Origin of the sequence: Paraburkholderia sp. BL17N1, assembly GCF_003634175.1 — a bacterium.
Taxonomy (GTDB): Bacteria; Pseudomonadota; Gammaproteobacteria; order Burkholderiales; family Burkholderiaceae; genus Paraburkholderia.
Map to the genome: position 1 here is coordinate 3985363 of NZ_RBIW01000001.1, position 24650 is coordinate 4010012.

17 protein-coding genes, 2 tRNA genes and 1 pseudogene are annotated in these 24650 nt (G+C 62.0%); 13 read left to right on the top strand and 7 right to left on the bottom strand.

The genetic code is table 11. The features are described 5' to 3' along the window. Positions 1 to 284 precede the first annotated feature (284 nt). The 6 genes from B0G82_RS18035 (at position 285) to B0G82_RS18060 (ending at position 6558) form a co-directional block, all read left to right on the top strand. A tRNA-Leu gene (locus tag B0G82_RS18035) sits at positions 285 to 371 on the top strand. A 241-nt stretch (positions 372 to 612) separates the two neighbouring features. Continuing rightward, positions 613 to 699, top strand: a tRNA-Leu gene (locus B0G82_RS18040). A gap of 824 nt (positions 700 to 1523) precedes the next feature. After that, on the top strand, positions 1524 to 1850 hold the full coding sequence (locus B0G82_RS18045; protein WP_347237380.1) for a hypothetical protein: 327 nt from the start codon (positions 1524 to 1526) through the stop codon (positions 1848 to 1850). A 644-nt stretch (positions 1851 to 2494) separates the two neighbouring features. Then, a complete protein-coding gene (locus B0G82_RS18050) occupies positions 2495 to 3820 on the top strand; it encodes a DUF3300 domain-containing protein (protein ID WP_121308289.1) in 1326 nt (441 codons plus the stop codon). A 23-nt stretch (positions 3821 to 3843) separates the two neighbouring features. After that, positions 3844 to 4791, top strand: coding sequence for a DUF2950 domain-containing protein (locus B0G82_RS18055; protein ID WP_116142100.1), 948 nt, complete (start codon positions 3844 to 3846; stop codon positions 4789 to 4791). Between the two features lie 147 nt (positions 4792 to 4938). Then, the gene (locus B0G82_RS18060; RefSeq protein ID WP_121308291.1) at positions 4939 to 6558 is read left to right on the top strand and encodes an MlaD family protein; all 1620 of its coding nucleotides are present in this window, start codon (positions 4939 to 4941) and stop codon (positions 6556 to 6558) included. Positions 6559 to 6618: 60 nt separating this feature from the next. On the opposite strand, the gene ilvB is transcribed toward B0G82_RS18060, so the two are convergent. Continuing rightward, entirely contained in the window at positions 6619 to 8484 is a 1866-nt protein-coding gene (gene ilvB / locus B0G82_RS18065; protein ID WP_199730104.1) for a biosynthetic-type acetolactate synthase large subunit, read from the bottom strand. A gap of 312 nt (positions 8485 to 8796) precedes the next feature. After that, entirely contained in the window at positions 8797 to 11628 is a 2832-nt protein-coding gene (locus B0G82_RS18070) for a 2-oxoglutarate dehydrogenase E1 component (protein WP_199730105.1), read from the bottom strand. Between the two features lie 497 nt (positions 11629 to 12125). Here B0G82_RS18070 and B0G82_RS18075 point away from each other — a divergent pair, with 497 nt between their 5' ends. After that, positions 12126 to 13154 carry a GlxA family transcriptional regulator gene (locus B0G82_RS18075; RefSeq protein WP_121308295.1) on the top strand — a complete coding sequence of 343 codons (1029 nt, stop codon included), beginning with the start codon at positions 12126 to 12128 and terminating at the stop codon, positions 13152 to 13154. A 55-nt stretch (positions 13155 to 13209) separates the two neighbouring features. Continuing rightward, on the top strand, positions 13210 to 13776 hold the full coding sequence (gene mug / locus B0G82_RS18080; RefSeq protein WP_121308296.1) for a G/U mismatch-specific DNA glycosylase: 567 nt from the start codon (positions 13210 to 13212) through the stop codon (positions 13774 to 13776). A gap of 57 nt (positions 13777 to 13833) precedes the next feature. Here the strand turns inward: mug and B0G82_RS18085 are convergent, their stop codons facing one another. Continuing rightward, the gene (locus B0G82_RS18085; protein WP_116142108.1) at positions 13834 to 14790 is read right to left on the bottom strand and encodes a LysR family transcriptional regulator; all 957 of its coding nucleotides are present in this window, start codon (positions 14788 to 14790) and stop codon (positions 13834 to 13836) included. Between the two features lie 179 nt (positions 14791 to 14969). Continuing rightward, positions 14970 to 15176 (bottom strand): hypothetical protein, encoded by a 207-nt coding sequence (locus B0G82_RS39425; RefSeq protein WP_147439504.1) that lies wholly within the window; start codon positions 15174 to 15176, stop codon positions 14970 to 14972. A gap of 93 nt (positions 15177 to 15269) precedes the next feature. Between B0G82_RS39425 and B0G82_RS18090 the strand changes: the two genes are divergently transcribed. From B0G82_RS18090 to B0G82_RS18105, 4 genes are all read left to right on the top strand, one after another. Continuing rightward, positions 15270 to 15944: an antibiotic biosynthesis monooxygenase gene (locus B0G82_RS18090; protein ID WP_106286481.1), complete on the top strand. Its 675-nt coding sequence runs from the start codon at positions 15270 to 15272 to the stop codon at positions 15942 to 15944. A gap of 318 nt (positions 15945 to 16262) precedes the next feature. Next, positions 16263 to 17876: an MFS transporter gene (locus B0G82_RS18095; RefSeq protein ID WP_121308298.1), complete on the top strand. Its 1614-nt coding sequence runs from the start codon at positions 16263 to 16265 to the stop codon at positions 17874 to 17876. A gap of 12 nt (positions 17877 to 17888) precedes the next feature. Beyond that, positions 17889 to 18974: an HlyD family secretion protein gene (locus tag B0G82_RS18100; RefSeq protein WP_121308300.1), complete on the top strand. Its 1086-nt coding sequence runs from the start codon at positions 17889 to 17891 to the stop codon at positions 18972 to 18974. Then, on the top strand, positions 18971 to 20509 hold the full coding sequence (locus B0G82_RS18105; RefSeq protein ID WP_121308301.1) for an efflux transporter outer membrane subunit: 1539 nt from the start codon (positions 18971 to 18973) through the stop codon (positions 20507 to 20509). The genes B0G82_RS18100 and B0G82_RS18105 overlap by 4 nt, the downstream gene beginning before the upstream one ends. 137 nt (positions 20510 to 20646) lie before the next feature. Here the strand turns inward: B0G82_RS18105 and B0G82_RS18110 are convergent, their stop codons facing one another. Further along, on the bottom strand, positions 20647 to 21972 hold the full coding sequence (locus tag B0G82_RS18110) for an epoxide hydrolase family protein (RefSeq protein ID WP_121308303.1): 1326 nt from the start codon (positions 21970 to 21972) through the stop codon (positions 20647 to 20649). Positions 21973 to 22388: 416 nt separating this feature from the next. On the opposite strand from B0G82_RS18110, the gene B0G82_RS18115 reads away from it, so the two are divergent. Further along, entirely contained in the window at positions 22389 to 23303 is a 915-nt protein-coding gene (locus tag B0G82_RS18115) for an enoyl-CoA hydratase/isomerase family protein (RefSeq protein ID WP_199730106.1), read from the top strand. A gap of 114 nt (positions 23304 to 23417) precedes the next feature. Here the strand turns inward: B0G82_RS18115 and B0G82_RS18120 are convergent, their stop codons facing one another. Further along, the gene (locus B0G82_RS18120) at positions 23418 to 24227 is read right to left on the bottom strand and encodes a LysR substrate-binding domain-containing protein (RefSeq protein ID WP_241974712.1); all 810 of its coding nucleotides are present in this window, start codon (positions 24225 to 24227) and stop codon (positions 23418 to 23420) included. A 36-nt stretch (positions 24228 to 24263) separates the two neighbouring features. Further along, positions 24264 to 24440 (bottom strand): annotated as a pseudogene (locus B0G82_RS40470) (LysR family transcriptional regulator); the annotation flags it as partial. Positions 24441 to 24650 lie beyond the last annotated feature (210 nt).

A 24650-nucleotide genomic window follows, 5' to 3' on the forward strand; every position in this document is an offset into this window, starting at 1 on the left:
TGCGCTTCAGCTGCGCTTGAATTGCACCTGCAAATGCACAGAAAAAAACTGCTCGGGTCCGGCTCGTTCAAGGCTGAGTCCGACGGGCGTGTGCACCGTGCCAACGAACTACTGCGAGGCATTCTAACACCCGTCTTGCGCGCCAAGCGGCCCTGTCAATAGATGCCGGGCGGTTGTCCGCGGACGTGCGCACGCTCGCCACGACGATGTTTAAGCGAGTTTTGAGAAACGCTTGACAGTCTCTAATCTGTCGCTATAATGGCGTTCTTTGCTGTTCATCATCTGCCCAGGTGGCGAAATTGGTAGACGCACTAGGTTCAGGTCCTAGCGGTGGCAACACTGTGGAGGTTCGAGTCCTCTCTTGGGCACCAGATTCAAAAGTAAAGCCGCTTACGAGCGGCTTTACTTTTTGTGTGAAGCCTGGTGATACGCCGCTGTTTAACAGCGCGGATTGTTGGGTGGATTGAGTGGTTGGCAGGACGGTTGTCGAGTGGTGAAGAATCGCTTTACTGCAAGCGATATCCGGGCGGTTGATTGAAGCGGAGTTAGTTTGCAGGTGGGGATTGACACGCTAAATCACCACGCTAAAATAGCGGTCTAGCTTGAAGACGTGCCCAGGTGGCGGAATTGGTAGACGCACTAGGTTCAGGTCCTAGCGGTGGCAACACCGTGGAGGTTCGAGTCCTCTCCTGGGCACCATTAGCAGTTGCGGCGCAAGCCGAAGCAGTTCGAGAAACCCCGTAAGATCAACGTCTTACGGGGTTTTTTGTTTCTGCAGATTCCTTGAGCTCCGCTGACATCGACGATTTTCGCGCGGCCGAATGCGCCCTTCATCGCATGGCCCAACGCTGGCTCGACTTCAAACGCGACGAATGGGCAGAGGAAACCTTTCGCTTGCAAGAAGTGGGTAATCCTGAGCCTTTAAGGGACGGTTCATATCGTTCCAGAAACGATGCAGCGCGCGACTGTGCGCGTGGGAATCGACGGCCGCCTGGTACCGGTTCAGCGGTCCCGGCAAGCTGTCGTTCTTGCGCTTGGTCCGCGTCCGAGCCGCAGTCCAGCGGGTACCGCGCGGGACGACCGAAGTCGCCTGCTCTGTCTATCCACGCATTCAAGGCCGGAATGGTCTGCCGCCACTCTCCTTTGCGCGCGGCCGCCGCGAAGTTTCGCCAAGCGAGCGCGTCGCTTGCCAACCAGCGCTGCCACGCGCGAGTTAGCGCACGCTCGACACGCTGAACGTTCGAGATGCGCGCGCCATGATGCGCGGCGCGGGATCGGCCGGCGCGGATGCAGCCGCGAATAAAGCAACCAGCATTGCAACGCCGGATAGAAATCGCTTCACGGCGCGCGACCCGACTTCCCTAAGCATTCCTGTTGAAAGCGTTGTTGCAGAAACACGGCGGCCGACGTGTTCCAGTTACGCAGCCATGCATCCTCGCCCGGTTGTGGCGCCGCTTCAATCACCTCGGTTGTGCAACAGCCCTTCTCCTTGTCGACCTGCACCCGGTCGGACGCATGGTTCGATGCAGTCGATCGAACTGGATGGGCCGCGGATCGCGCCGCGCATCGAATATGCGGCGTGGGTGCGGCGAAACAGTTTCGCGGATACGTTCACGCATCTGCTAGCGCTGCGCGGCGCGCTGCAAAGTTTCTATGCTGCAGGTCTCGACGCATATCGCGGCGAGCGTGAGGCGTGGTCTAGCGAGATTCGCGATGCGTTGCAGGCGCAGCCGGACAACCCCTACTCCGCCGATTCGTCGGCGACGACCTGTAGCACCGGGGCCGCGTCGCGGACGGTGATCGGCGACGCGTCCGGAGAAACCGGCCGCGTCGCCGATCAACCGGGCTGAGCGAGACGCCGGCATCACGCGTCAACAAAAACGCATGTTCGGCTGGATCGAATGACGCTAGTCCGTTTTAATGTCCGGTCACACGCACGCGCGTTTTTTGAGGACGTTATGACCCAACGCATAACTAACTTACGCAACTTATGCGAAAGATTCAATCCATGCACCGCGACTGCAGCGATCCCGATGGATCTTGCGCGCAAGGCAAGGAGCTTCTGAGAAGCGCCAACCGTCGAAAAAACCCAGCAAGCATCGCGCCGTTAATCCATGAACGAAAGAAATTCAACTAGAATTTATTTGAGCAAAAGTTTGCACATGTTCGCGGAAAAGGTTTATTAGTAGTCGCCATTGCGTAAGATGCACGGTATCTCGCACGCACGCATCACGCTCTCTGCGCGGGGCGCAGTTTAGTGTCGTCGCGAACGTGCCACGAATGCATGGCGCGGACGATCAGACACACGCTGCCAGGCACACAATTCGGAGTCCATTTGAAGTCCGATTTTCGCGGGTCCTTGCATCACCGGTTGCCGCACGGGTGATCGGCCCCGTCTCAAGCGACCGGCCGCTTCGCGGCACGGTCACGGCGTCGACGTCTCATACAGCGCAGCATTGCGCCGCAAACAACTTCCAACAAGGGAGACCTGATCGTGAAACGCTCCAGGGCATACCAGAGAAGATCGCGAAAAATTCTTCTGGCCGCATTGACCGCACTGGCCGGCTCGCCGCTTTTGCCCGAGGTGGCGGCGCCGGTCGCTCATGCACAAACTGCCGCGCAGACGCCGGCGAAGATCTCGAATCAACAACTGGACTCGCTGACCGCGCCGATCGCGCTCTACCCCGACGCCCTCCTCGCGCAAGTGCTGATGGCTTCCACCTTTCCGCAGGAGGTGCCGTCGGCGGCGGCGTGGTCGAAAGCCAATCCGAAACTCCAGGGCGACGACGCCGTGAAGGCGGTCGCGTCGGAGCCGTGGGACCCGAGCGTGCAATCGCTGGTGGCGTTTCCGCAGGTGCTCGCCACCATGGCGTCCAAACCCGACTGGGTCACGCAACTCGGCAACGCCTTCCTCGCGCAGCCGGACGACGTGATGGACTCCGTGCAACGGCTGCGCAAGCAGGCGCAGAAGGCCGGCAACCTGCAGACCAACCCGCAGCAGAAAGTGGTGGTCGAGCAGAGCACGATCCAGATCGTGCCGGTCAACCCGCAGGTCGTCTATGTGCCGACGTACAACCCCACGGTCGTCTACGGCGCGTGGCCCTATCCGGCCTACCCGCCCGTATACGTGCCGCCCCCACCCGGCTATGCCGTGGCCAGCGGTCTTGCCGCGGGCCTCGCGTTCGGCGTCGGCGTCGCGATCACCAGTTCGCTGTGGAGCAACGTCAACTGGAACAATCACAGCGTCAACATCAACGTGAATCAATACAACAACATCAATGTGAACCGGCGGCTCGACGTGAATAGCAGCACGACCAACTGGAACCGGAATTCGACCTTCAACCGCAATACCTCGGCCAACGTGGGCAGCGCGCAACGCGATGCATATCGCGGGCGCGATACGTCGGCAACGGCAACGTCGCGCGCGCAGGCACAGCAGACCTTGCAGAACCGCACTGGCCAGAATCTGGGCGGCACCGCCAGCCAGCGCGTGGAGGGCATCCACCAGGGCGGCAACTCGACCGCCAGCCTGCGCGACAGCGCGCAGCACGTGAACCGCGACAACGCCTTGCGCGGCGCGGGCAATGGCGGCGACGCGCAGCGGGACATGCAGCGCGGCCAAGCCAGCCGGCAAGCGCAGGCGAACAACCGCGGCGGCGGCCTCGGCGCGAATGGCGGCGCTCAGCAACGTGGTGGCAATCTGGGCGCGGGCGGCGCGGGCGAGCGCGGCGGCGGTTTCGGCGCGGGCGGCGGCGGCCAACGCACCGGCGGTGGGCTGGGCGCAGGCGGCGGTCAGCGTCACTTCGGCCGGCAACGTTGAAACCGATCTCACAGGAGCCGCTCATGATCCGCATCCGCATGTTCCATACCGCCGGCGCACCTCATGCCGGCGCCCCCGCGCTAACCCGGCGCCTCGTCGCTGCCGCGCTCGCGCTTGCCATGCTTGTGTTCGGCGCGTCCGCGGCGCATGCGCAAGCTGTCTACCCCACGCCCGAAGCCGCGGCCAACGCGTTTGTCGACGCGCTCGCCAGCAACGATCACGGCGCGATGCAGCACGTGCTCGGCAACGACTTCACCCGCTTTATCCCAACCAAAGACGTCGGCGAAGAGGACATCTACGACTTTCTCGGCGCGTGGTCGGCAGGACACCAGATCGTCGACGATCCCGCGCCGGCCGGCGGTCACGCGAGCAAGCATCTGACGGTCGGCACCAGTGGCTGGTCGCTGCCGATTCCGCTCGTGCAGACTTCCAAAGGCTGGCGCTTCGATCCCGTAGCCGGCCGCGACGAGATCGCGACGCGCCGCATCGGCCGCAACGAGCGCGCGGCGATGCAGACGTCGCTCGCCTATCTCGACGCGCAACGCGCCTATCAAGGCTTGACGCAGCATTACGCGCAGCGCATTCTCAGCACGCCGGGAAAGCGCGACGGCTTGTACTGGCCGAGCGCGCCGGGTGAAGCGGAGAGCCCGCTTGGCCCGCTCGCCGCGACGATGCCGCACACCGAGTCTGTCTCGAAAGACGGTTATCATGGCTATCACTTCCGCATCCTGACCGCGCAAGGACCGCATGCCAAAGGCGGTAGTCAGGACTACGTCGAGAACGGCACGCTGACGAAAGGCTATGGCCTCGTCGCGTGGCCCGCCGACTATGGCAAGACGGGCGTGATGAGCTTTATCGTCAATCAGGATGGGCAGATCTACCAGAAGAACCTCGGCCCGCAGTCGGCGCGCGCCGCTGCCGCGCTCAAATCGTTTGATCCGGACTCGTCGTGGGAGGCCGTGCAGCCCTGAGCGCGGCATCGGTGCCACCCGCAGGCGGCACCAGGTGCGCGGCGCCGGGGACCAGGCCAGGCATGACGAGGCGGTTCGGTCCATGGCCGCCCCGCGTCCGCTCGCCGACCCGCGCGGCAAGCCGCAGCCATGCTTCGGAACCTCGCCATGAGTAGCCAACAAGGACCCGCCCTGCCGCCCGAGCTGCCCGATCCCGACATCACGCCACGGCGCAGCTGGCTGCCCTCGCTCGTCTGGGTCGTGCCGCTGATCGCGGCGCTGATCGGTCTCGCGCTCGTCATCAAGGCGGTCACGGAGCGCGGTCCGGCGATCACGATCGTCTTCGACAACGCCGAAGGCATCGAACCCGGCAAGACCCAGGTCAAGTACAAGGACGTCGAAATCGGTTCGGTGAAGTCGATCACGCTGTCGCCAGATCGGACCCACGTGCAGATCGCCGTGCAACTCACCAAGCAGGCGGAGCGCTTCGCGGTCAAGGACACCCGCTTCTGGGTGGTTCGCCCCCGCGTGGGCGCCGCCGGCGTATCGGGCATCGGCACGCTGCTCTCGGGCGCGTATATCGGCGTGGACGTCGGCCGCTCCACGCAGACGCAAACCGAGTTCGTCGGACTGGAGGCGCCGCCGCCCATCACCGCAAACCAGAAAGGCCATCGCTTCACGCTGCATGGCGATTCGCTCGGCTCGATCGACATCGGCTCACCGATTTTCTACCGGCGCGTGCAGGTGGGCCAGGTCTACGGTATTTCGCTCGACAAGGACGGCACGGGCGTGACGATGCAGGTGTTCGTCGCCGCGCCGTACGATCAGTACGTCGGCACCAATTCGCGCTGGTGGCATGCGAGCGGCGTCAATGTGCGGCTCGATTCGGACGGCTTCGTCGTCAACGCGCAGTCGCTCGCGGCGATTCTGGTCGGCGGCCTCGCATTCCAGACGCCGCCAGGCCAGCCGATGGGTACACTCGCCGCGGAGAAAACCGGCTTCCGGCTTGCCGCCGACGAAGTGGATGCCATGCGCGCGCCGGACGGCGCGCCGGTACGTGCCGTGATGATCTTCAATCAGTCGCTGCGTGGGCTGTCGGTTGGCGCGACGGTCGACTTCCGGGGCATCGTGCTCGGCCAGGTGACGGACATCGGCGTCGAATACGATCCGGACGCGCGCAGCTTTGTCATGCCGGTAACGCTGGATCTGTACCCCGACCGGCTGCGCCGGCGCTCCCGTGGCGCGACGATGCCCGAGGCGGGTAGCGCGGCCAGCCACGAACTATTGCGCCGGCTCGTCGAGCGCGGCTTGCGTGGGCAATTGCGCACCGGCAACCTGCTGACGGGCCAGTTGTATATCGCGCTCGACATTTTCCCCAACGCCGCGCCCGTCAAGTTCGACACCAATAGCGAGCCGATCCAGTTGCCGACCATTCCGAACACGCTCGACGCGTTGCAGACGCAGGTGGCCGACATTGCGAAGAAGCTCAATCGGATTCCGTTCGATCAGATCGGCTCGAATCTGAACACGTCGCTGAAAAACGCCGACGCGCTGTTCAACCGGCTGAACAACGAGGTCCTGCCGCAGGCGCGCGACACACTCGCCGCCGCGCGGCAAACCTTCGGCTCCGCCGAGGCGACTTTGCAGCAGGACTCGCCCATGCAGTCGGATGTGCATCAGGCGCTGCAGGAGTTGACCCGCACGCTGCAATCGCTGAACGCGCTGGCCGACTATCTGGAGCGCCATCCGGAGTCGCTGGTGCGCGGCAAACCAGGAGAGAAGCCATGAATTCCTCGCGGCCCTCCTCTGCCTGGCTTGCGTGACAACGACGGTGTGCGTCTCGCATGGCTAGAACATATCCGCGGCCGCCTGACGCTCCGTGCCCTTCCCTTTGGCTTCAGGCTCCGCCCGGGACGGAATGAACGGCCCGGTGACCATGTTCGCGTAGCTTTGCCCCGGCCCCACCATCGGAAACACATCGGCGTTCTCGTCGACCATCACTTCGAGGAAGGCTGGTCCGTCGAATTCCACAAAGGCCTTGAGCTGCTCCTCGAGTTCGCTCATGGTTGCAACGCGACGCGCAAACTCAAATCCGTCGGCCCGTGCCGCCATGACAAAATCCTTGCGATGCAGCGACTTGTCGCTCACGCACAGGCGTCCGTCGTAAAAGAGACGCTGCCATTGCCGGATCATCCCGTCACCGAGATTGTTGAGCAACAGGACTTTGACCGGCACGCCATAAGTGGTGGCCGTTTCCAGGTCGCCAATATTCATGCGGATGCTGCCGTCACCGTCGATATCGATGACAAGCGCATCCGGCCGCGCCAATTGAGCGCCGATAGCCGCAGGCAGTCCGAAACCCATGGTCCCCATGCTGCCTGAAGTCAGGAAACTGCGCGGTTCCACAAAGTCGAAAAATTGCGCCGCCCACATTTGATGCTGGCCGACGCCCGTGGTAACGATCGCTCGGCCGCCGGTCAGGTCACTCAGCTTTTCGACGACGAATTGCGGCTGAATTGCCGGACTATTGCGGTCGTAGTTCATCCCGTAGACTCGCTTCAATTCCTCGATACGATCGAGCCATTCCATCGTCCGCGGCGCCGCCGGGCCATGCTTCATCAATGACAGCAAGGTATCCTTAGCGTCGCCGACGTGCGTCCACTGCGCGCGTTTCACCTTGTTGATTTCCGCCTCGTCGATGTCGATGTGCGCGACATACCGCGCTCTGGGCGCAAAGGCATCAGGCCGGCCACCGGCCACCCGGTCGTCGAAGCGGGCGCCCACCGCGATCAGGAAGTCACAGTCTTCCACCGCGTAGTTCGCACACGCGGCGCCGTGCATGCCCAGCATGCCGAGCCCCAGTTCGTGTTTTACGGATATGGCGCCAAGACCCATCAACGTGGTCACCACGGGGATGCCGAAACGCTCGGCAAACTGACGCAGTTCAGCCGTCGCGCCGGCCGTGATAATGCCGCCGCCGGCATACAGCAGCGGCCGCCTGCTTTGCGCCAGCAGATCGAAGAAGCGGGTGCGCTTGTCCTCGTCGAGGCGAGCGCCATTCGCCACCATTCGAAGACGGTCGGAATAGCCTCTGAATTCCAGCGTACCTTGCCCGCGGTAAGCGCCCGTCCAGTTCTGGATGTCCTTCGGCACATCCACGACGACCGGACCTGGACGGCCAGTGCGCGCGACTTCGAACGCAGTCCGCAGCGTCTGTTCGAGCTTCTCCGGGTCGGTCACCAGAAACACCTGTTTCGCGCACGCCGACATGATGTTGAAGACAGGCGCTTCCTGAAATGCATCCGTGCCGATCATGGCCCGAGGCACCTGTCCGCATAAGAGGACGATGGGGATCGAATCGCCGTTGCAGTCGGCGATCGGCGTCACCGCGTTCGTCGCGCCGGGGCCTGACGTCACCATGAATACGCCGACCTTTCCACTCGCGCGCGCGTAGCCGGCGGCCATGAAGCCGGCGGCCTGTTCATTGGCGGGCACGACGAGTTTGATCTGACGCTCGGGCGTTTGCGCGTGCATTTCGTTGAAGCGAAACACGGCGTCGTACGTCGGCAAAATTGCGCCGCCGCTATAGCCGAATACGGTATCGACGCCCTGCTCGCTGAGTACGCGCAGGATGATGTCGGCACCCGACATCGATTCGCCGGCAGCCGGCGGTTTCAGAAGAGCGTCTAAAGCAACGTTCGGGTTTTGGGTCATGGCTGACTCGCATGGAAACGGGCGCTGAAAATATCAGCGGCCAAATTAAGGACGATTTCCCTTCCAACTCGAGAACAGCGTATGTTCCTTACCAGCTTATGGGCGATTGTTTCGACGGGTTCTCCGTACAAAGCGCAACCCATCTAGCACTTTTATGAGGTGCGTCTGGAAGTATCGTGAGAAACGGCATTATCCATTCTGACAACGATCGAGGCTGCGCACACGCATAAACGAGCTTGGTTCCGGGCCAGGATAGGCCGGATTTGGGCCATTGCGGCGATGCACCGGCATCACCGCAATACGTATGCGCCGTCAGCCCGCGAATGCACTCGAAATCAGCGCTGCCTGCCTCGCCGCGTGGACCGCGTGATAACCGGGCGCAGTCGACGCGGAAGCCGCCGGCCCCGCATACAGCAGTTGCGCGGCCGAAGGCAGGATCTCACGCAACTGCGGTTCGACGAAGCTCCACGCGCCCTGGTTGCGCGACTCCTCCTGACACCAGACCACCGTCTTCAGATTCGGATAACGCGCGAACTCCGCGGCGAGTTGCCGGGACGGAAACGGATAGAGTTGTTCGACGCGGATGAGCGGCGTATCGCCAGCACCAGACGAGCGGCGATGTTCCAGCAGATCGAAATAGACCTTGCCTGAAGACACGATCACGCGCTCCACACTCGACGCCCGCGACGCCTCGGCTTGCGTATCCGCCAGGATCTCGCGGAACGCACCCGTGGCCAGATCGTCGAGTGTGCTGACGGCTTCCGGATGACGCAAGAGCGACTTGGGCGTCATCACGACGAGCGGCCGGCGATCGAAGACAGCCGCCTGCATTCTCAGCAAGTGGAACAGTTGCGCGGGCGTGGTCGGCTGGACGACCCGCATGTTGTCCTGCGCGCAAAGTTGCAGATATCGCTCGAGCCTCGCCGACGCGTGTTCCGGTCCCTGCCCGTCCTGTCCGTGTGGCAGGAACAGCGTCAACCCGCTGAGTTGCCCCCACTTTGCGGCGCCCGCCGCGATGAACTGATCGATCACGACCTGCGCACCATTCGCGAAGTCCCCGAACTGCGCTTCCCATACGACGAGCGCATTGCGGTTCACCGTCGAATAGCCATACTCGAAAGCCAGCACGGCCGCCTCCGACAAAATGGAGTTCGTCACGGTAAACCGGCCTTGCTCCTCGCCGATATGCTCCAGCGGAATGTAGACGCCCTCCGAGCGGCACGTGCGCGTCTGATTGTGCAGAACGGCGTGTCGGTGATTGAAGGTGCCTCGCGCGCTATCCTGCCCGCTCAGGCGGACATCGATCCCGGCGTCCAGCAATGAGGCGAATGCCAGGTGCTCGCCCATGCCCCAATCCAGCGGCTTTTTGCCGGCGGCCATCTCGCGGCGTGCGGCGATCATCTTGCCGACCAGCGGATGCAATTCATAGCCGTCCGGAACGGTCGAGACCTGCTGCGCCAGCGCACGCACCTGGTCAGCCAACGGCGGGCCATACTGCACCGGGCCGGCATAGTCTTCGAGAAACGTCGGCCATGCGGGTATGTCGTCCGCCTGAACGGCCACCTCGACCGCGTTGCTCTCTCTCGCCTGTTCGAGACTTTCGCGCTGCGCGTCGAAGTAGTCCTTGACCTGGTCCGGCGTCACCACGCCTTCCTTGATCAACCGTTGGGCATACACGGTCCTCACGCCCGGATGGCTGGCAATTGCACGGTACATGAGAGGCTGCGTGATGGCGGGCGTGTCCTGTTCCTGATGTCCGTACTTGCGAAAGCAGACGAGATCGATCACCACGCTGCGCCTGAAGGCCGTGCGATAGTCGAGCGCGAGGCGCACCGCCATGGCCACCGCTTCCGGGTCGTCCGCGTTGACATGCAGAACCGGCGCCTCGATCATCTTCGCGATGTCGGTGGTGTAGAACGACGAGCGCGTATCGCGCGGATCCGAGGTCGTAAAGCCGATCTGGTTGTTGACGACCACGTGGACGGTTCCGCCCGTGCCGTGTCCGCGTGTGTAAGTCAGGCTCAACGTCTCCATCACGACGCCCTGCCCGGACATCGCCGCGTCGCCGTGAATTTCGACGGGCAGCACACCGCTGCTGTCGCCTTCATCCGAAGCGTCTACCTTCGCGCGAGCCATGCCTTGCACGACCGGGTTGACGATTTCCAGATGCGAGGGATTGAACGCAAGCACGACGTCGACGGGTCCGTCGTCCGTCTGCGTGACACTACTGTAGCCTTTGTGATACTTGACGTCGCCGGCCGGCAAAGGGTCGCCGCTCCTGCCCTCGAACTCGTCGAAGAGCGCGCGCAAAGGCTTGCCGACAATGTTCACCAGCACGTTCAAACGCCCACGGTGCGCCATGCCCATCACCACCGTGTTGACCTTCTTCGATGCGCCATAGCGGACAAGTTCATCCAGCAACACGATCAACGATTCACCGCCTTCCAGCGAGAAGCGCTTTTGCCCGACATAGCGCGTGTGCAAGTACTTCTCCAGTCCTTCAGCAGCCGTCAGACGTTCGAGAAAGCGGTTTTTCTCCGCTACCGAAAACGAAGGTTTTGCGCGGGTCGACTCGAGTTGCATCTGCCACCAACGGCGTTCGCCCGCATCCGTCAAATGCATGAACTCGGCGCCGAGTGTGCCCGTATAGGTCTGTTCGAGTGCCGTGACGATGTCTTGCAACGTGGCGTCTTCGTCGAATAGAAACGTGTCGGCGGTGCTGAATCGCGTGGACATATCGGCTGCCGACAAACCGTAGAACGCCGGCGTCAGTTCGACTGAAGCCCGTGGCGGCGTCCACAGCAGCGGGTCCAGTTTCGCCTTGCGGGTGCCGACCAAGCGGAACGCGGCAATCAGCGACTGCACGGCCACCTGTTTTCTGGCGTTCGCCAGGCCGTCGTCGAGCCTGATCTCCGTGGCGCGCGAGCGCTTGCCCAGATCGACGAAGTTCGAAACCACGGGCGCGTGCGGCTCGTCGTCGCGGTCGCTGCCGTCGATGGCGGGTGTTTCGCGCAACGCATCGAAATACGCGCGCCACTCGTGCGCGACCGATGCCGGGTCGGCCAGGTAGAGTTCATATTGCTCCTCGACGTAGGGCGCATTGCCCCCGAACAGAAAAGAGCTTTGAATTTTTTCCGTCAGCATGATGAATCTGTCCTCCATTCGCGTCAGGTCCGAACTTCGACCGTGACATGTGTGAGGCGGCTGTCGCCCCATCGTGGCCAGTCCGGCGCGCAACCAGGGGCTAGGGACGGACGTGCATTTCGCCGGCGACAGATTCTCTGGTGCGCCAGGGCTTCACGTTCCCAGCCGCATTGATGAGAACAAGCATAGGTAGTCGGCGCAGCGACTGTGTGCATGGTTAGCGCCGTCGCTGGCCAATAAAGATGAGGTTTGGGCCACGTAGCCGGTGGCGCCATGCGCGACGGCGAACGAACGTGTCTGCGCGCTGCCTGGCAATATTGCGCGGTCTATATACCCTCACCTGGTGTAACAAGTGAATTTCGGGCCAGCGCATTTATCCCGTGGCGCTTCGCTCTTATAGTAGGCGCAGCGAAGAGACACCTGTGTCGCGAACCGGCGGGCAAGCCGCTCACCGGACGCGCGCATGAACGCCAGCAACGAGGAACGAGGGTCACGCCATGAAAGTCGCCATTGTTATATTCGATGATGTGCAGGCACTGGATGTCGCTGGCCCGCTGGACGTATTCGCGGAAGCAAACACGTTTTTGCCCGAGCACCAGCAATACGAGGTCGTTCTCATGGCAAACGAGGCCGGCACTGTGGCCTGCTCGAACGGGATGCAACTCACGGTTCCCCACGCCTATGCGGACTTCGACACGCCATTCGACTTGCTGCTGGTGGCGGGCGGACCGCGCTTGCCCGATGTAGAGCCACGGCCCGAATTCCTGAAGTGGCTGAAAGATCAGGCAGGCGGCGCAAGCCGGTTCGGTTCCGTTTGCAACGGAGCATTCGTGCTCGCGCGCGCCGGGCTGCTCGACGGCAAGGAAGTGACCACGCACTGGGCCGATGCAAGCCGGCTCGCCGACGAGTTTCCGCAGGCGTCCGTGCAGCCCGACCGGATCTTCATCCGCGATGGACGCCTGTTCACCTCAGCCGGCGTGACGGCGGGCATCGACCTGTGTCTTGCGCTCGTGGCCGAAGACTGGGGGCACGAATTGGCGGTGCGGGTTGCGAAACGTCTGGTGGTCTACATCCAGCGGGAAGGTGGACAGTCCCAGTACAGTCCTTACGTGGGAGTGCGCAAGGACCAGGATCCGATAGTCGGCAAGGTGCTGCGCTACGTGACCGAGCACATAACCGACGCATTGTCGATCGAACAGCTTGCCAGTGCTGTGTCGGTCAGCCGCCGTACCTTTTCGCGCCTGTTCGCGAAGTATGCGAAGGTGACGCCGTCGGCGTTTGTCGAACAGGTTCGCGTCGACACCGCGAGGAAACTGCTCGAAGAGACCGATGCTCCTCTGAAGACCGTGGCGTTTAATTGTGGTTTTCACAGCGCCACGCATATGCGAGCCACTTTCTTCCGACGCCTCAACGTCACGCCCAGACAGTATCGTCAACGATTCCGTGGTACGGTGGCCAGGCAGCCGCGGGTAGCGAGCGACGTGAAAGAGCAGATCGAAACAGCGGAACTGGAAATGGTCGACTAGATCGCGCATCTACGCAGGTTTGTTGCCGCCCAATGCCTCGAATGTACTTTATGCAATGAATCGACTTGCACCCTCCGTGACTCGCGCCGATTCACCTCAATCTCTTCCTGATCTCCTTGCGCCGGGTTTATCCGTTGTATTTTGCGGTATCAATCCCGGCGTGCAAGCGGCGTCGACCGGCCGCCATTTTGCCGGCCGAGGCAACCGGTTCTGGCGGACCATTCATCTTGCGGGTTTCACTCCCGAGCAGATCGGGCCCGACGACGACTACACGCTTCTCCAGTACGGTTGTGGTCTCACCACGGTAGTCTCGCGTCCGACCGCGCGAGCGGACCAGCTGTCCTCATGGGAATTCAAGGCGGCCGCGACGGAGTTCGAGCGGAAGATTGAAGGCTACGCGCCGCAATGCGTGGCCTTCCTCGGCAAGATGGCGCTCAGCGCAATGTCGGGCAGCCGCGACATCGAGTGGGGACGGCAGCAAATTCCATTCGGCGGCGCCCGCGCGTGGGTGCTGCCCAATCCCAGCGGCCTGAACCGGACATTCAGCCTTGATGCGCTGGTGACTGCCTACCGCGAACTTCGTCTTGCCGTCGCGCCGGCGGGCTCGGTCAGGTCGGCTTGAACGACTCGCAGTATCGGCGAGCCCGCATAAAAATATTCGCGCCCCCGGCTCACCCTGTTACACCGAACGCAAAATTCCGGCAGTCTCATTCAGAGCCGTCGCGGTCTCCATGTGTTGTTGAAGATGCACGTTTCTGCGCAGGGTCTCGGTCACGAACTCCACGAAGGCCCGAATCTTACCGCTCGCGCCGCGCCGCTCCACATGCAGCAAGTTGACAGGTGTCGACTCGGGTTCGAATGCCGTCAAGACCGGCAGCAACGTTCCATTGAGTACCTCGGGGGCCGCCTGATAGGAAAACAGTTGCGTTATTCCCACCCGATCGACGGCGGCCATCACGGCCGCGGGCGCCAGATTGACGGTCATTCGCGGCTGAACCCGGACCGACAGCCGCGAGCCGTTTTCGTAAAACGTCCATTCCAGCGGATTCGTCACGCCCGTCAGGGACACGCAGTGGTGATCCGCAAGCTCCCTCGGATGAACCGGTTCGCCATGCGCTGCGAGATAAGCCGGAGCGGCATAGGTTCGACGTCGTACAAAACCCAGCGGAATGGCATAGATCGACGAATCGCCCAGGTGGCCGATGCGGATGGCGACATCCACGCCCTCCTCGAGAAGCCGCGTGGTGCGATCGACATACACCGCGTTGATGCTCACGTCCGGATAACGCTGGGCGTACGCATCGATTAACGGAGCGATAAAGCGCTGACCGAACAGCACCGGCGCCGAAATAGTCAGTGTGCCCACCGGGTTGTCCTGACAGGCCGCGACATCGGCTTCGGCGTCCGTGACCGCATCCAACACCTTGCGGCAGGCATCGAGGTACGACATACCCGCCTCGGTCGGCCTGACTGAACGGGTTGTTCGCGCAAGCAGTTGCGCACCCAAGCGGGCTTCGAGCGACGTAAGCGCCCGCGACACCGCGGGGGCGGACATGCCAAGTTTGTCCGCCGCGCTGGTAAAACTGCCTCCGTCGACGATGGCTACGAATACCTCCATCTCACGCAATCTGTCCATCCTGATTCCAACTTCAATGTATTTGCAGCTTGCCGCTAGACCTGCGCCCTTGTTATGGGGACGTCGCGTCATCGGACGCCAGGGAGATGCCGCGATATTAAGCGCCACGCCTTGCATGGAGACGCGCTCTTTGTGTGGTTGGCACGAAGAAGACCACAAATGGCCCAATTTCGAACTCTTTAAACCAGCAAACGAAAACGGCCTTTGCGATATTCCTTCCCGCTGGCATTAGCTTTGTTGAGCAAACGGAAAGTGACTGTTTCCGGATCGGCGCGGCGCGTGGTTATCCATGACAGCCTGGCAGAATTCGCACATGGAATGGCCCAATATGCGGCCTGCTGGCGCTTCAAGAAACCCTCTGCTTCTCCGACAATCAGCTCACCCATCGCGCGACAGTCACATGGTGATGAATCGACTGCATCGCTGCGATTCCATGTCCTGCCACACGGCCAGGCGTCCTCAATCAGACCAAGGAATCCATGTTTTCTGCAATGCTCGAAGTCAATCCGTTATCCGAACAATTCGACGCCTATCTCGGCATGGCCAGGATGCTGCGCCCGGAACTCGATGCGATCGATGGTTTCGTCGACAACACCCGCTACGCGAGCCTGACACGCCAGGGATGGCTGCTCTCGCTATCGAGCTGGCGCGATGAGAAGTCGCTGGTTCGCTGGCGAGTGACGACGAACCATCACAAGGTGCAGCAGGCGGCGCGCGACCGCGTGTTTGCCGACTATCGGCTGCGCATTGGCCAGACCGTCGCGGATACGTGCGTGCCGGCCGGGCAGACATTGGTCGAGCAACGCCTCGATGCAACCGAAACGGGACTTGGCAAGGCGGTCACGCTACTCGATGCGCAACACGCGCCGGACTGGGTCAAGCAGGCGGGTGCGGAGGCGGTTGCCCAGGCGCTCGGACTCGATACGAAGGCGCCCGGCCTTGTCGCCTGGGATGCATTCGACGCGCTGATAACGCCGGGCGACGTCATTGCGGTAGCGACGTGGGACGACCTTGCGGCCGCTGAAGCCTTCGAGCGCAATACGACGCTGCCGAAGTCCGTGCGCTTGCGGCACATTCGCGTTGTCCGGGAGTACGGAATGTTCGATCGCCGCGAGGCGCCTCAATACTTCGCAGAGGTGCAGCCCAAGGCATGAGCCGGACGTAATGCAATACCGGCATCCCATCACGAGGCAACGGCTCGCGCTGCCCCAGGTTGATGAAATCTGTTCTGTCTAAAGAGCAGATTCGTCAACTCGGGGTGAGTGTGTTGCCCTTGTCATTTCAGCGACGCTGACATTGGCCAGATTTGCACATCAAATGGCCTGATACGCGACCTGTATCGGCTGTTAGAAAACCGGGCCTCCTCCTAGAATTCATAAACCCAATGCGCGGCAGCAATGCTTGCGAGCGCCGGGGGCGACACGGAGATTTCCTCACGACATGCCGCATTGAACACTGGTAGCCGGTCCCTTATGAACATCGCCAACCCACCGATAACTGGAACAGGAGAAACGAAGCTCACGCCATCGTCGACGTCGGCCTCGGCAACTCCAGTACAGCAAGCGCCGACCCAGGCGACACTGCCCCCACGCCTCGCGATCGGCCTGCTCGGCATGTTGCTGGCCTCTCTGCTGGCGATACTGAACGAACAGGTCACCGCAGTTGCGCTCGCGGATATTCGCGGCGCGTTCTCGATCGGACGGGACGACGGAACCTGGCTGACCACCCTGTTCGAAGCGACCAACGTCGCCACCATGGTATTCGCGCCATGGTTCGGCGTGACGTTCACGCTCAAGCGCTTCACGATCGGCGCCGTGCTCGCCGTGATGATCCTTGGATTGCTCTGCCCGTTTGCACCGAACCTGCTGACGCTCTATGTATTGCGCGCGCTGCAGGGCGTCGCCGGTGGCTGTCTGCCGCCGATGCTGATCATCGTCGCGCTGCGTTATCTGCCGCCGAAGGTCAAGTTATACGGGCTCGCGGGCTATGCGCTGACCGCGACCTTCGGACCGGCGCTCGGCACGCCGCTCGCCGCGTTGTGGACAGAATATGTCGGCTGGCAAATGGCCTTCTGGCAGATCGTGCCGCTGGGACTCGTCAGCTGCGTGGCAATCCATCAGGGACTGCCGGCGGATCCCGCCAGACTCGAACGGCTGCGTTCGTTCAACTGGACCGGCTTCCTGCTCGGGTATCCCGCCATCGCCATGCTCGTGATCGGCCTGCTGCAGGGTGATCGCCTCGACTGGCTGAACTCCACCTTTATCTCCACCATGTTTTGCGGCGGGACGCTGTTGCTCGCGGCGTTTCTCGTCAACGAGTGGTTTCATCCTGTGCCGTTTTTCAAGCTCCAGTTGCTTGCGCGCAGGAACTTCGCGCATGGGCTGCTGACCCTGGTGGGTGCGGTGATCCTGCTGGTGAGCGTTGCCGCCATACCCAGTCAGTATCTCGCGCAGATTCACGGTTACAGGCCGCTGCAAACCACGCCGCTGTTTTTGCTGGTGGCCATTCCCCTTCTGATTGCGCTGCCCGCGACCGCCGCGCTGCTCAATCTCCAGCAGGTCGACCACCGCTGGGTCATGGCCGCCGGACTTTGCCTGATGGCCGTCTCGTGCTTTCTGGGGAGCTTCGTCACCTCCGACTGGATTCGCAATAATTTCTACTGGCTTCAGTCGTTACAGATCCTCGCGCAACCGATGGTCATCATGGGAATCCTGATGGGCGTCACGACCGGCTTGCCGCCAACGGAGGGCCCGTTTGCCTCGGCCATGTTCAACACGCTCAAGACGTTTACCGGCGCCGCGGCAACCGGCCTCATTGAAGGTCTCGGCACGGCGCGCGAGCATTTTCATTCGGGCATGCTGGTCGACCACCTGGGCAATAACGCGCTGGTCACGAGCCAGAGCCTCGATGCCACTCACGGTCTCGGCGAACTCGCACACCGGATCCACGAGCAGGCCGTCGTGCTCACATCGGCGGATCTCTATCGCGTGATGGCGGGCATCGCCGTCGCCTTTCTTTTCGTTATCCCGGTGTTGCCCGTGCGGGTCTATCCGCCCTGGAGCACGACGCAGCCCTCCTCCCGTTAAGCGACGCTATCCATGTCATCCGCTACCCGACTTTCTCCCGGAACGATTCGTCTTGCCGCGTTCGCGGTCATACTCGGCGCTGCCGTGCTGGCCTGTATAGCGCTGTTTTCCAGTTCATCCAGCGAGACCACGAACGATGCCTACGTGACGGCCGATTTCACGCTGGTTGCACCGCGTGTCGCGGGTCAGGTTTCGGAGGTGCTCGTCGAAGACAACCAGCAGGTCAAGGCCGGGCAATTGCTGGTTCGCATCGACGATCGCGACTTTCGCGCCGCATTGATGAGCGCCGAGGCAGACGTGGTGGCGGCCAAAGCAGCGGTGGCGAACTACGAGGCCGAAATCGCGCGGCAGCCGGCGCTCGTCGATCAGGCGCGTGCCACGCTGCGCGCAGACGATGCTACGCTCGAATTCGCGCGCGCCAACGCCGCGCGTTATCGCAATCTTTCGGAGACCGGTGCGGGAACGACACAGGAGCAGCAGCATGCCGCGAGCGCGCTGGCCGAGGAACTCGCGCAGCAGGCGCGCAACCGCGCCGCACTTGTGGCGACCGGCCAGAACCTCGACGTTCTGAAGACACAGCGCGACAAGGCGGCGGGCGCGTTGGCGCATGCCGAAGCCATGCTCGAACAGGCGAAACTCAACCTGTCGTACACGGAGATTCATGCGCCCATCGACGGCAAGGTCGGACGGCGTTCGGCACGCGTCGGCGCATTCGTGACGACCGGTGCGCCGCTGCTTGCGATCGTCCCGCTGTCGGACGCCTATATCGTCGCCAACTACCAGGAGAACCAGCTCGCCCGGATGCGACCCGGTGACAGCGTGCGTATCAAGGTCGACAGCATGCCCGATGTGACGATCCGCGGACACGTCGATAGTCTTGCGCCTGCTACGGGTGTGAGCTTCGCGCCTATCGCACCCGACAACGCAACGGGCAACTTCACCAAGATCGTGCAGCGCGTGCCGGTCAGGATCACCATCGATCACGGACAGCAGGCCGCGTCCGCATTGAGCGTCGGGTTGTCGGTCGAAACGGAGGTCGCCGTCGGCAAGCATGCCGATGCACGGATCGCGCGGGTCGCGGGAGCGGACGCGAAATGAACGCGAGCGACTTCTCCCTGCGCACGCCGGCGCTCGCGTTGCTGCTGTGCTCCCTGCTCACGGGCTGCCTGGTCGGTCCGAACTTCGAAGCTCCGCAGACGGCCACGCCCGATGTGTTCAGCCGCACCCGGAGCGCGCAGGCCGCGAGCAGGGCTGTCGAATCCGGATTCACGCCGCAATGGTGGACGCTGTTCAACGATCCGGTACTGGACTCGCTCGAACAGCAGCTGACCGACGCAAACCTGGATGTCGCGGCGGCCTCGGCGCGTCTGCGGCAAAGCCGGGCGCAGCAGCGCATTGCCGGTGCCGACCAATATCCGACGCTGACCGGCGCCGCCTCCTACAACCGCGAGCGCGGCAGTCCGAACGGCATCCTGTCGCTGCTTGGCGTCACGCCGACGGCAAGTCAGACGCAGTCGGCCTCGGGCAGCGCGCCGCTCGGTGTCGCGCCGCTGCCGGGCGCCAAGGGCTCGCCCGCTTACGATCTGTACCAGTTCGGCTTCGACGCGTCATGGGAGCTCGACTTCTGGGGCCGCGTGCGACGCGGTGTCGAGGCCGCCTCGGCGCTCTCCGATGCCTCGTACGAGGACCGTAACGCGATCCTGCTGTCCGCCCGCGCCGAACTCGCGCGCGACTACATCCAGTTGCGCGACACGCAGGCGCTGCTGCAGATCGCCAAACAGAACCTCGACATCGCCCACGACGCCACGAAGCTCACGCAGAACCGCGTGCATGAAGGCGTCACGACGGACCTGGACGTGGCCAACGCGATGGCCCAGGCGGAGTCGATCGAAAGCCTGATCCCGACACTCGAAGCGCGCAGCACGACCACCATCAACGCGATAGGCGTGCTGCTGGCGAAGGAACCGGGCGCGTTGCAAGCGGTGCTCGCCGAGCCGCGCGATGTGCCGGCACTGCCCGATCAGGTGCCGATCGGCGTTCCGTCGGAACTGGTGCAGCGCCGGCCCGACATCCGCAAAGCCGAGGCCCAGCTGCATGCGGCCACCGCGACGATCGGCATGGCGAAGGCCGACTTCTATCCGCGCATCTCGCTGAACGGCAGCGCCGGATTCCAGAGCCTGCAACTGTCGAATCTCGCCGACTGGGCGTCGGGCCAGTTTGTCGTGGGACCCTCGATCACGCTGCCGATCTTCGAAGGCGGACGTCTCAAGGGCACGCTTCATCTGCGCGAGGCACAGCAGCAGGAGGCAGCGATCGTCTACCAGCATATCGTGCTTCAGGCATGGCGTGAGGTGGACGACGCGCTGGTCGTCTATGACGCCGAACAGCGGCGGCGCGACCGGTTGAAAACGGTTGTCGGTCTGAACCAGCGTGCGCTGTCGATTGCGCAGCAACGGTACAAGGCGGGTGCGGTCGATTTCCTCGAGGTGCTGAACGTGCAGAGACAACTGCTTGAAGCGCAGAGCAATCTGGAGCAAAGCAGGGCTGAAGCCGACGCGAACCTCATCACGCTGTGCAAGGTGCTGGGTGGCGGATGGGAATCGACGTATGCCGGGCAGGACAGTGCTCGTTGAAACCGTGCCCTGCCGCGTACAACAAGATGTGTCTATGAAGCCCATGTTCCCGTCGCCGGCCTCCGCAAACAGGAGGCCGGCGAACATGCATCTTTACGACCCCGCCAACCGTTGCAGCATCACCTATATTCCTGTTTTCAGCGCAGCGACCGGAAACTCACGCGAACCTCTTCCGAGAAAACTTGCGGCTGCTCCCAGGCCGCAAAATGTCCGCCTTTGGGAAGGCGATTATAGTGAATCAGCTTCGGATACGCGTTCGCTGTCCAGCTCTGCGGGGCAGCGTAGATTTCATCCGGAAAGACGCTGACGGCAACCGGGATGGCAACGTGTTTGGGAGCGAAGAAGTTGAGCTTGTTTTCCCAATACAACCGGCCTGACGAGATTGCCGTGTTCGTGAGCCAATAGAGCGTCACGTTGTCGAGCACGTCGTCTCGCGTGAGCCCTTCGGGCTGGCCGTCGAACACGCGCGCGATCAAAGCCTGGCTGGCCGAATCGTGGTCGAGCATCCACGCGGCGAGACCGACCGGCGAATCCTCGATGCCGTACAGCGTCTGCGGGCGGTTCGCCATCTCCAATGCGTACCCCAAGCCGTGTTTGTAGAAATAGTCGAGCTGATCGAACGCGTGCTTTTCATCGGGCGAGAGACCTGCTGGCGCCGGCTCTCCGAGCTTGAGTGCCTGTGCGACGTTGTCCGGCACCGTTGCCGGCATATTGGTGTGAATGCCGAGCAGTTCCGGCGGTGCCAGCAGAGCCATCTGCTCCGTGACAGCATTGCCCCAATCGCCACCTTGCGCCACATATCGCGTGTAGCCGAGCCGTTTCATCAGTACGACCCAGGCGCGTGCGATCCGAACAGGATCCCAGCCGGTCGCCGTCGGTTTGCCCGAGAACCCGTAACCGGGGAGCGACGGAATCACCACATCGAATGCGTCCGACGCCGCTCCGCCATGGGCGGCCGGATTGGTCAGCGGACCGATGATCTTCAACTGCTCGATGATCGAACCGGGCCACCCGTGCGTGACGATAATCGGCAACGCATTGGCATCCTTCGAACGAACGTGGATGAAATGAATGTCGACCCCATCGATTTCGGTGACGAACTGCGGCAGCGCGTTCAGCCTCGCTTCGACTTTGCGCCAGTCATAGTCGGTTGCCCAATACCGCGCGAGCTTCTGCATGGTCGCGAGCTGCACGCCTTGTGACGCATCACTCACCGTCTCGCGGTCGGGCCACCTGGTTGCCTTGATGCGCCGCTTCAATTCGATGAGTTGCGATTCCGGCGCGTGCACACGAAGTGGACGAATGGCGGCCTTGTCACCCCCACTCGACTTCGTGACTTCCGTGATTGGTTGACTCGTCTGCGCGAACGCGAGTCGACTTAACGAGCCCGCAACAGCGGCCGCCGCGGCCACGCCGATAAACCGGCGGCGCGACGGGGTCTGGGGAAGAATAGTGTCTGCCATACAAGCTCCTGTTGGCAAAGAGTCCAATGAGGCGAAGCGATGAGTACGGCAGCAACGCAATATTTTGGGCAAGCACCTTCACGATTGTCCAATTGAGCCGCCTGTAGAGGCAGCCGGTTGGCAAGCCTCGCATCGTTATCGCTTCGACCAACCGCAAACCGTAGTTCGCGGTAGTTGTTCCGATTGTGTGGAAGCACGCCCGCCGGGTAAACGATCAGGTTAGAACAACAGTTGTGTCGGCCGCGAACAAATCCAGTATTCCTTCGCATCGCTCAATATCTCGCCCTGATTCTTGATTGACTGTGCAGTCATGCTCATTGGTATCTGCAGAACGGCTGCCTACACTAATTCGTGTGGACCGGATGCCTCGTGCATTCTCTCTTCCGCGACTTTCCTCAGCCTTAAAAGGAAGCAACATGAAACAGACCCAATCGACAATAGCGCAGAGCGACCAGGCAAGCACCGCTGCGAATCGAAATGCGCAACCGGAAGCCGGCACGGAGCACGAGTTCAGGATCAAGCGCGTGACGCCGGCATACTGGCGCGTCACCATCGACCACCCTCCTTTCAATATCTTTGGTCCGGAATCCATACCGCAGTTGAATAGCGTGATCACACAGATAGAGAACGATCCCGAACTGAAGGTCGTGGTGTTCGATAGCGCAGTACCTGGTTTCTTCCTGACTCACTACGACTTCGTACCGCCTCTCGAAGTCACGACGCGCATGCCGCCCGGTCCCACAGGCATGCCCCCGCTACCCGATATGCTCACACGTCTGAGCCACTCTTCCGTGGTGTCGATCGTGTCTATCCGGGGCAGGGCTACGGGCGTTGGCAGTGAATTGTCCCTTGCGTCCGACATGCGCTTCGCGAGCCGTGAGAAAGCCGTGCTCTCGCAATTCGAAGTGGGCGCCGGATTCGTTCCCGGCGGCGGACCGATGTCCCGCCTTCCCCGTCTGATGGGGCGAGGCCGCGCACTGGAAATACTGCTGAGCGGTAACGACATCAACGGCGAACTTGCGGAACGCTACGGCTATGTCAACCGCTCCCTTCCGGATGCCGAACTGGATGAGTTCGTCGATACGCTGGCTCGCCGCATCGCATCCTTCGACAAGCAAACCATCGGGGAGATCAAGCACTTCGTGAACATTGCCACTCTCCCTCCCGATAGCGAGGTTGGGCCACAGTGGGACGCGTTCATTACCTCCGTACAACGTCCTGCTGCACAGCGGGATATCAGCAAGCTGATGGAACTCGGACTGCAGAAGAATCCTGACGTGGAGATTCATCTCGACCGGTACACCGGCCAGGTCAATCAACCGGACAGATAATTCCACGCGCCTCGTCGCTGGTGGTGCCATCAGCCGCCTGGTTCTATTTCGGCGGCTGCGTGCTTACGTCGATCCAGTCAGCGCAGAAGAACCTTCATTCCAACGCTGCCCGGCTCACCGGCCTACCGATTCGAACGGTGATGGCCGCGCATGCCGAGCCTCAGCCGGCCGCCGGCTGTAATCTTCCCGGTAGTCATTCAACGGCAAAACAGTCGCTGCATCCTTGACGTCGTATCGAGCCGATGACCTGAAGAACTGGGTGCAATAATCGACGAATGTCCTGAGCCGCGCCGGAAGCAGTTCCCTGTGCGAGTAGAACAGACAGATTTCAACCTTGCTGTCGAATGTCGTGCACAGCGGCAAGATATGCGTAAGCCGCTCGGCTTCGATATCCTCACGCACCATCGTTTCAGGCAATGCGGCAATGCCTGTCCCCATGAGGGCCGCTGCCCTGAGCAAGATTTCGTTCCCGTCCATCGACGACATGGGAGACACGCTCACCCGTGTGTCGTTCTCGAGCAGTTCCACTACGTCCACGCCCTTCTTCCGTGAATCCATGTCCAGCAGGAGAAAATGGCGGCTCAACTCGGCGGCCACTTTGGGAGTTCCATATTGCTCGAGATAGGCAGGCGCTGCGACGAAGATGCGCAGCGACTTCGATAACGTACGGCGAATCACGGCAGACTGCTCGACAAGATGCGGCGGAAGGATCGCCATATCGAACCGACCGTCGTACAGGTTGGCGGCCCCCTCCTGAACGGAGACGATCAGATTCACATTGGGGGCAATGGCGTGATAGCCCCGCACCAGGCGCGAAAACGTTTCGCTCATCAGCATCGGATGCACGATCAGTCGCAGCTTTCCGCTATCGACTTCACGCGAGCGTGTAATGCGACGGTTCGCTTCGTCGAGTTCTTCGAGCAAGCGGCAGCAACTCTGATAGTAGGGTTGCGCCGCTTCAGTCAAGGAAACGGACCTTGTCGTCCTGAGCAAGACCCTCGTCTGAATGCACCCCTCGAGCTTGGCGATCGCTTTCGAGACCGACCCCGTGGTAACGTTCAGCGACTCCGCAGCCTTGCTGAAGCTTTGATACCGCGCGGCCGCGACGAATGCACGCAACATGTAAAGCTGGTCCATCTCGCACCTCACTAGTCAATGTAGAGATGTAGAGCAGAGAATCCAGATGCCGCGAATCGTCACCGGGGAGACAATTCAAACAGCCGGAGAACGAATGAAGCGTAAGCGCGAACGCTGCGGGACACCATCGTTCGATATGGTGTAACGCATCGTGCACTCGCGTGCCCGCCTAATACGTTCGGATGCGCGCACCTATCCGGCCTGAATGCT

Coding starts and splice junctions, on each gene's coding strand:
- B0G82_RS18045 (WP_347237380.1), top strand. CDS start 1,524: ATGCAGTCGATCGAACTGGATGGGCCGCGGATCGCGCCGCGCATCGAA.
- B0G82_RS18055 (WP_116142100.1), top strand. CDS start 3,844: ATGATCCGCATCCGCATGTTCCATACCGCCGGCGCACCTCATGCCGGC.
- B0G82_RS18060 (WP_121308291.1), top strand. CDS start 4,939: ATGAGTAGCCAACAAGGACCCGCCCTGCCGCCCGAGCTGCCCGATCCC.
- ilvB (WP_199730104.1), bottom strand. CDS start 8,484: ATGACCCAAAACCCGAACGTTGCTTTAGACGCTCTTCTGAAACCGCCG.
- B0G82_RS18070 (WP_199730105.1), bottom strand. CDS start 11,628: ATGCTGACGGAAAAAATTCAAAGCTCTTTTCTGTTCGGGGGCAATGCG.
- B0G82_RS18075 (WP_121308295.1), top strand. CDS start 12,126: ATGAAAGTCGCCATTGTTATATTCGATGATGTGCAGGCACTGGATGTC.
- mug (WP_121308296.1), top strand. CDS start 13,210: ATGAATCGACTTGCACCCTCCGTGACTCGCGCCGATTCACCTCAATCT.
- B0G82_RS18085 (WP_116142108.1), bottom strand. CDS start 14,790: ATGGACAGATTGCGTGAGATGGAGGTATTCGTAGCCATCGTCGACGGA.
- B0G82_RS39425 (WP_147439504.1), bottom strand. CDS start 15,176: ATGGGTGAGCTGATTGTCGGAGAAGCAGAGGGTTTCTTGAAGCGCCAG.
- B0G82_RS18090 (WP_106286481.1), top strand. CDS start 15,270: ATGTTTTCTGCAATGCTCGAAGTCAATCCGTTATCCGAACAATTCGAC.
- B0G82_RS18095 (WP_121308298.1), top strand. CDS start 16,263: ATGAACATCGCCAACCCACCGATAACTGGAACAGGAGAAACGAAGCTC.
- B0G82_RS18100 (WP_121308300.1), top strand. CDS start 17,889: ATGTCATCCGCTACCCGACTTTCTCCCGGAACGATTCGTCTTGCCGCG.
- B0G82_RS18105 (WP_121308301.1), top strand. CDS start 18,971: ATGAACGCGAGCGACTTCTCCCTGCGCACGCCGGCGCTCGCGTTGCTG.
- B0G82_RS18110 (WP_121308303.1), bottom strand. CDS start 21,972: ATGGCAGACACTATTCTTCCCCAGACCCCGTCGCGCCGCCGGTTTATC.
- B0G82_RS18115 (WP_199730106.1), top strand. CDS start 22,389: ATGAAACAGACCCAATCGACAATAGCGCAGAGCGACCAGGCAAGCACC.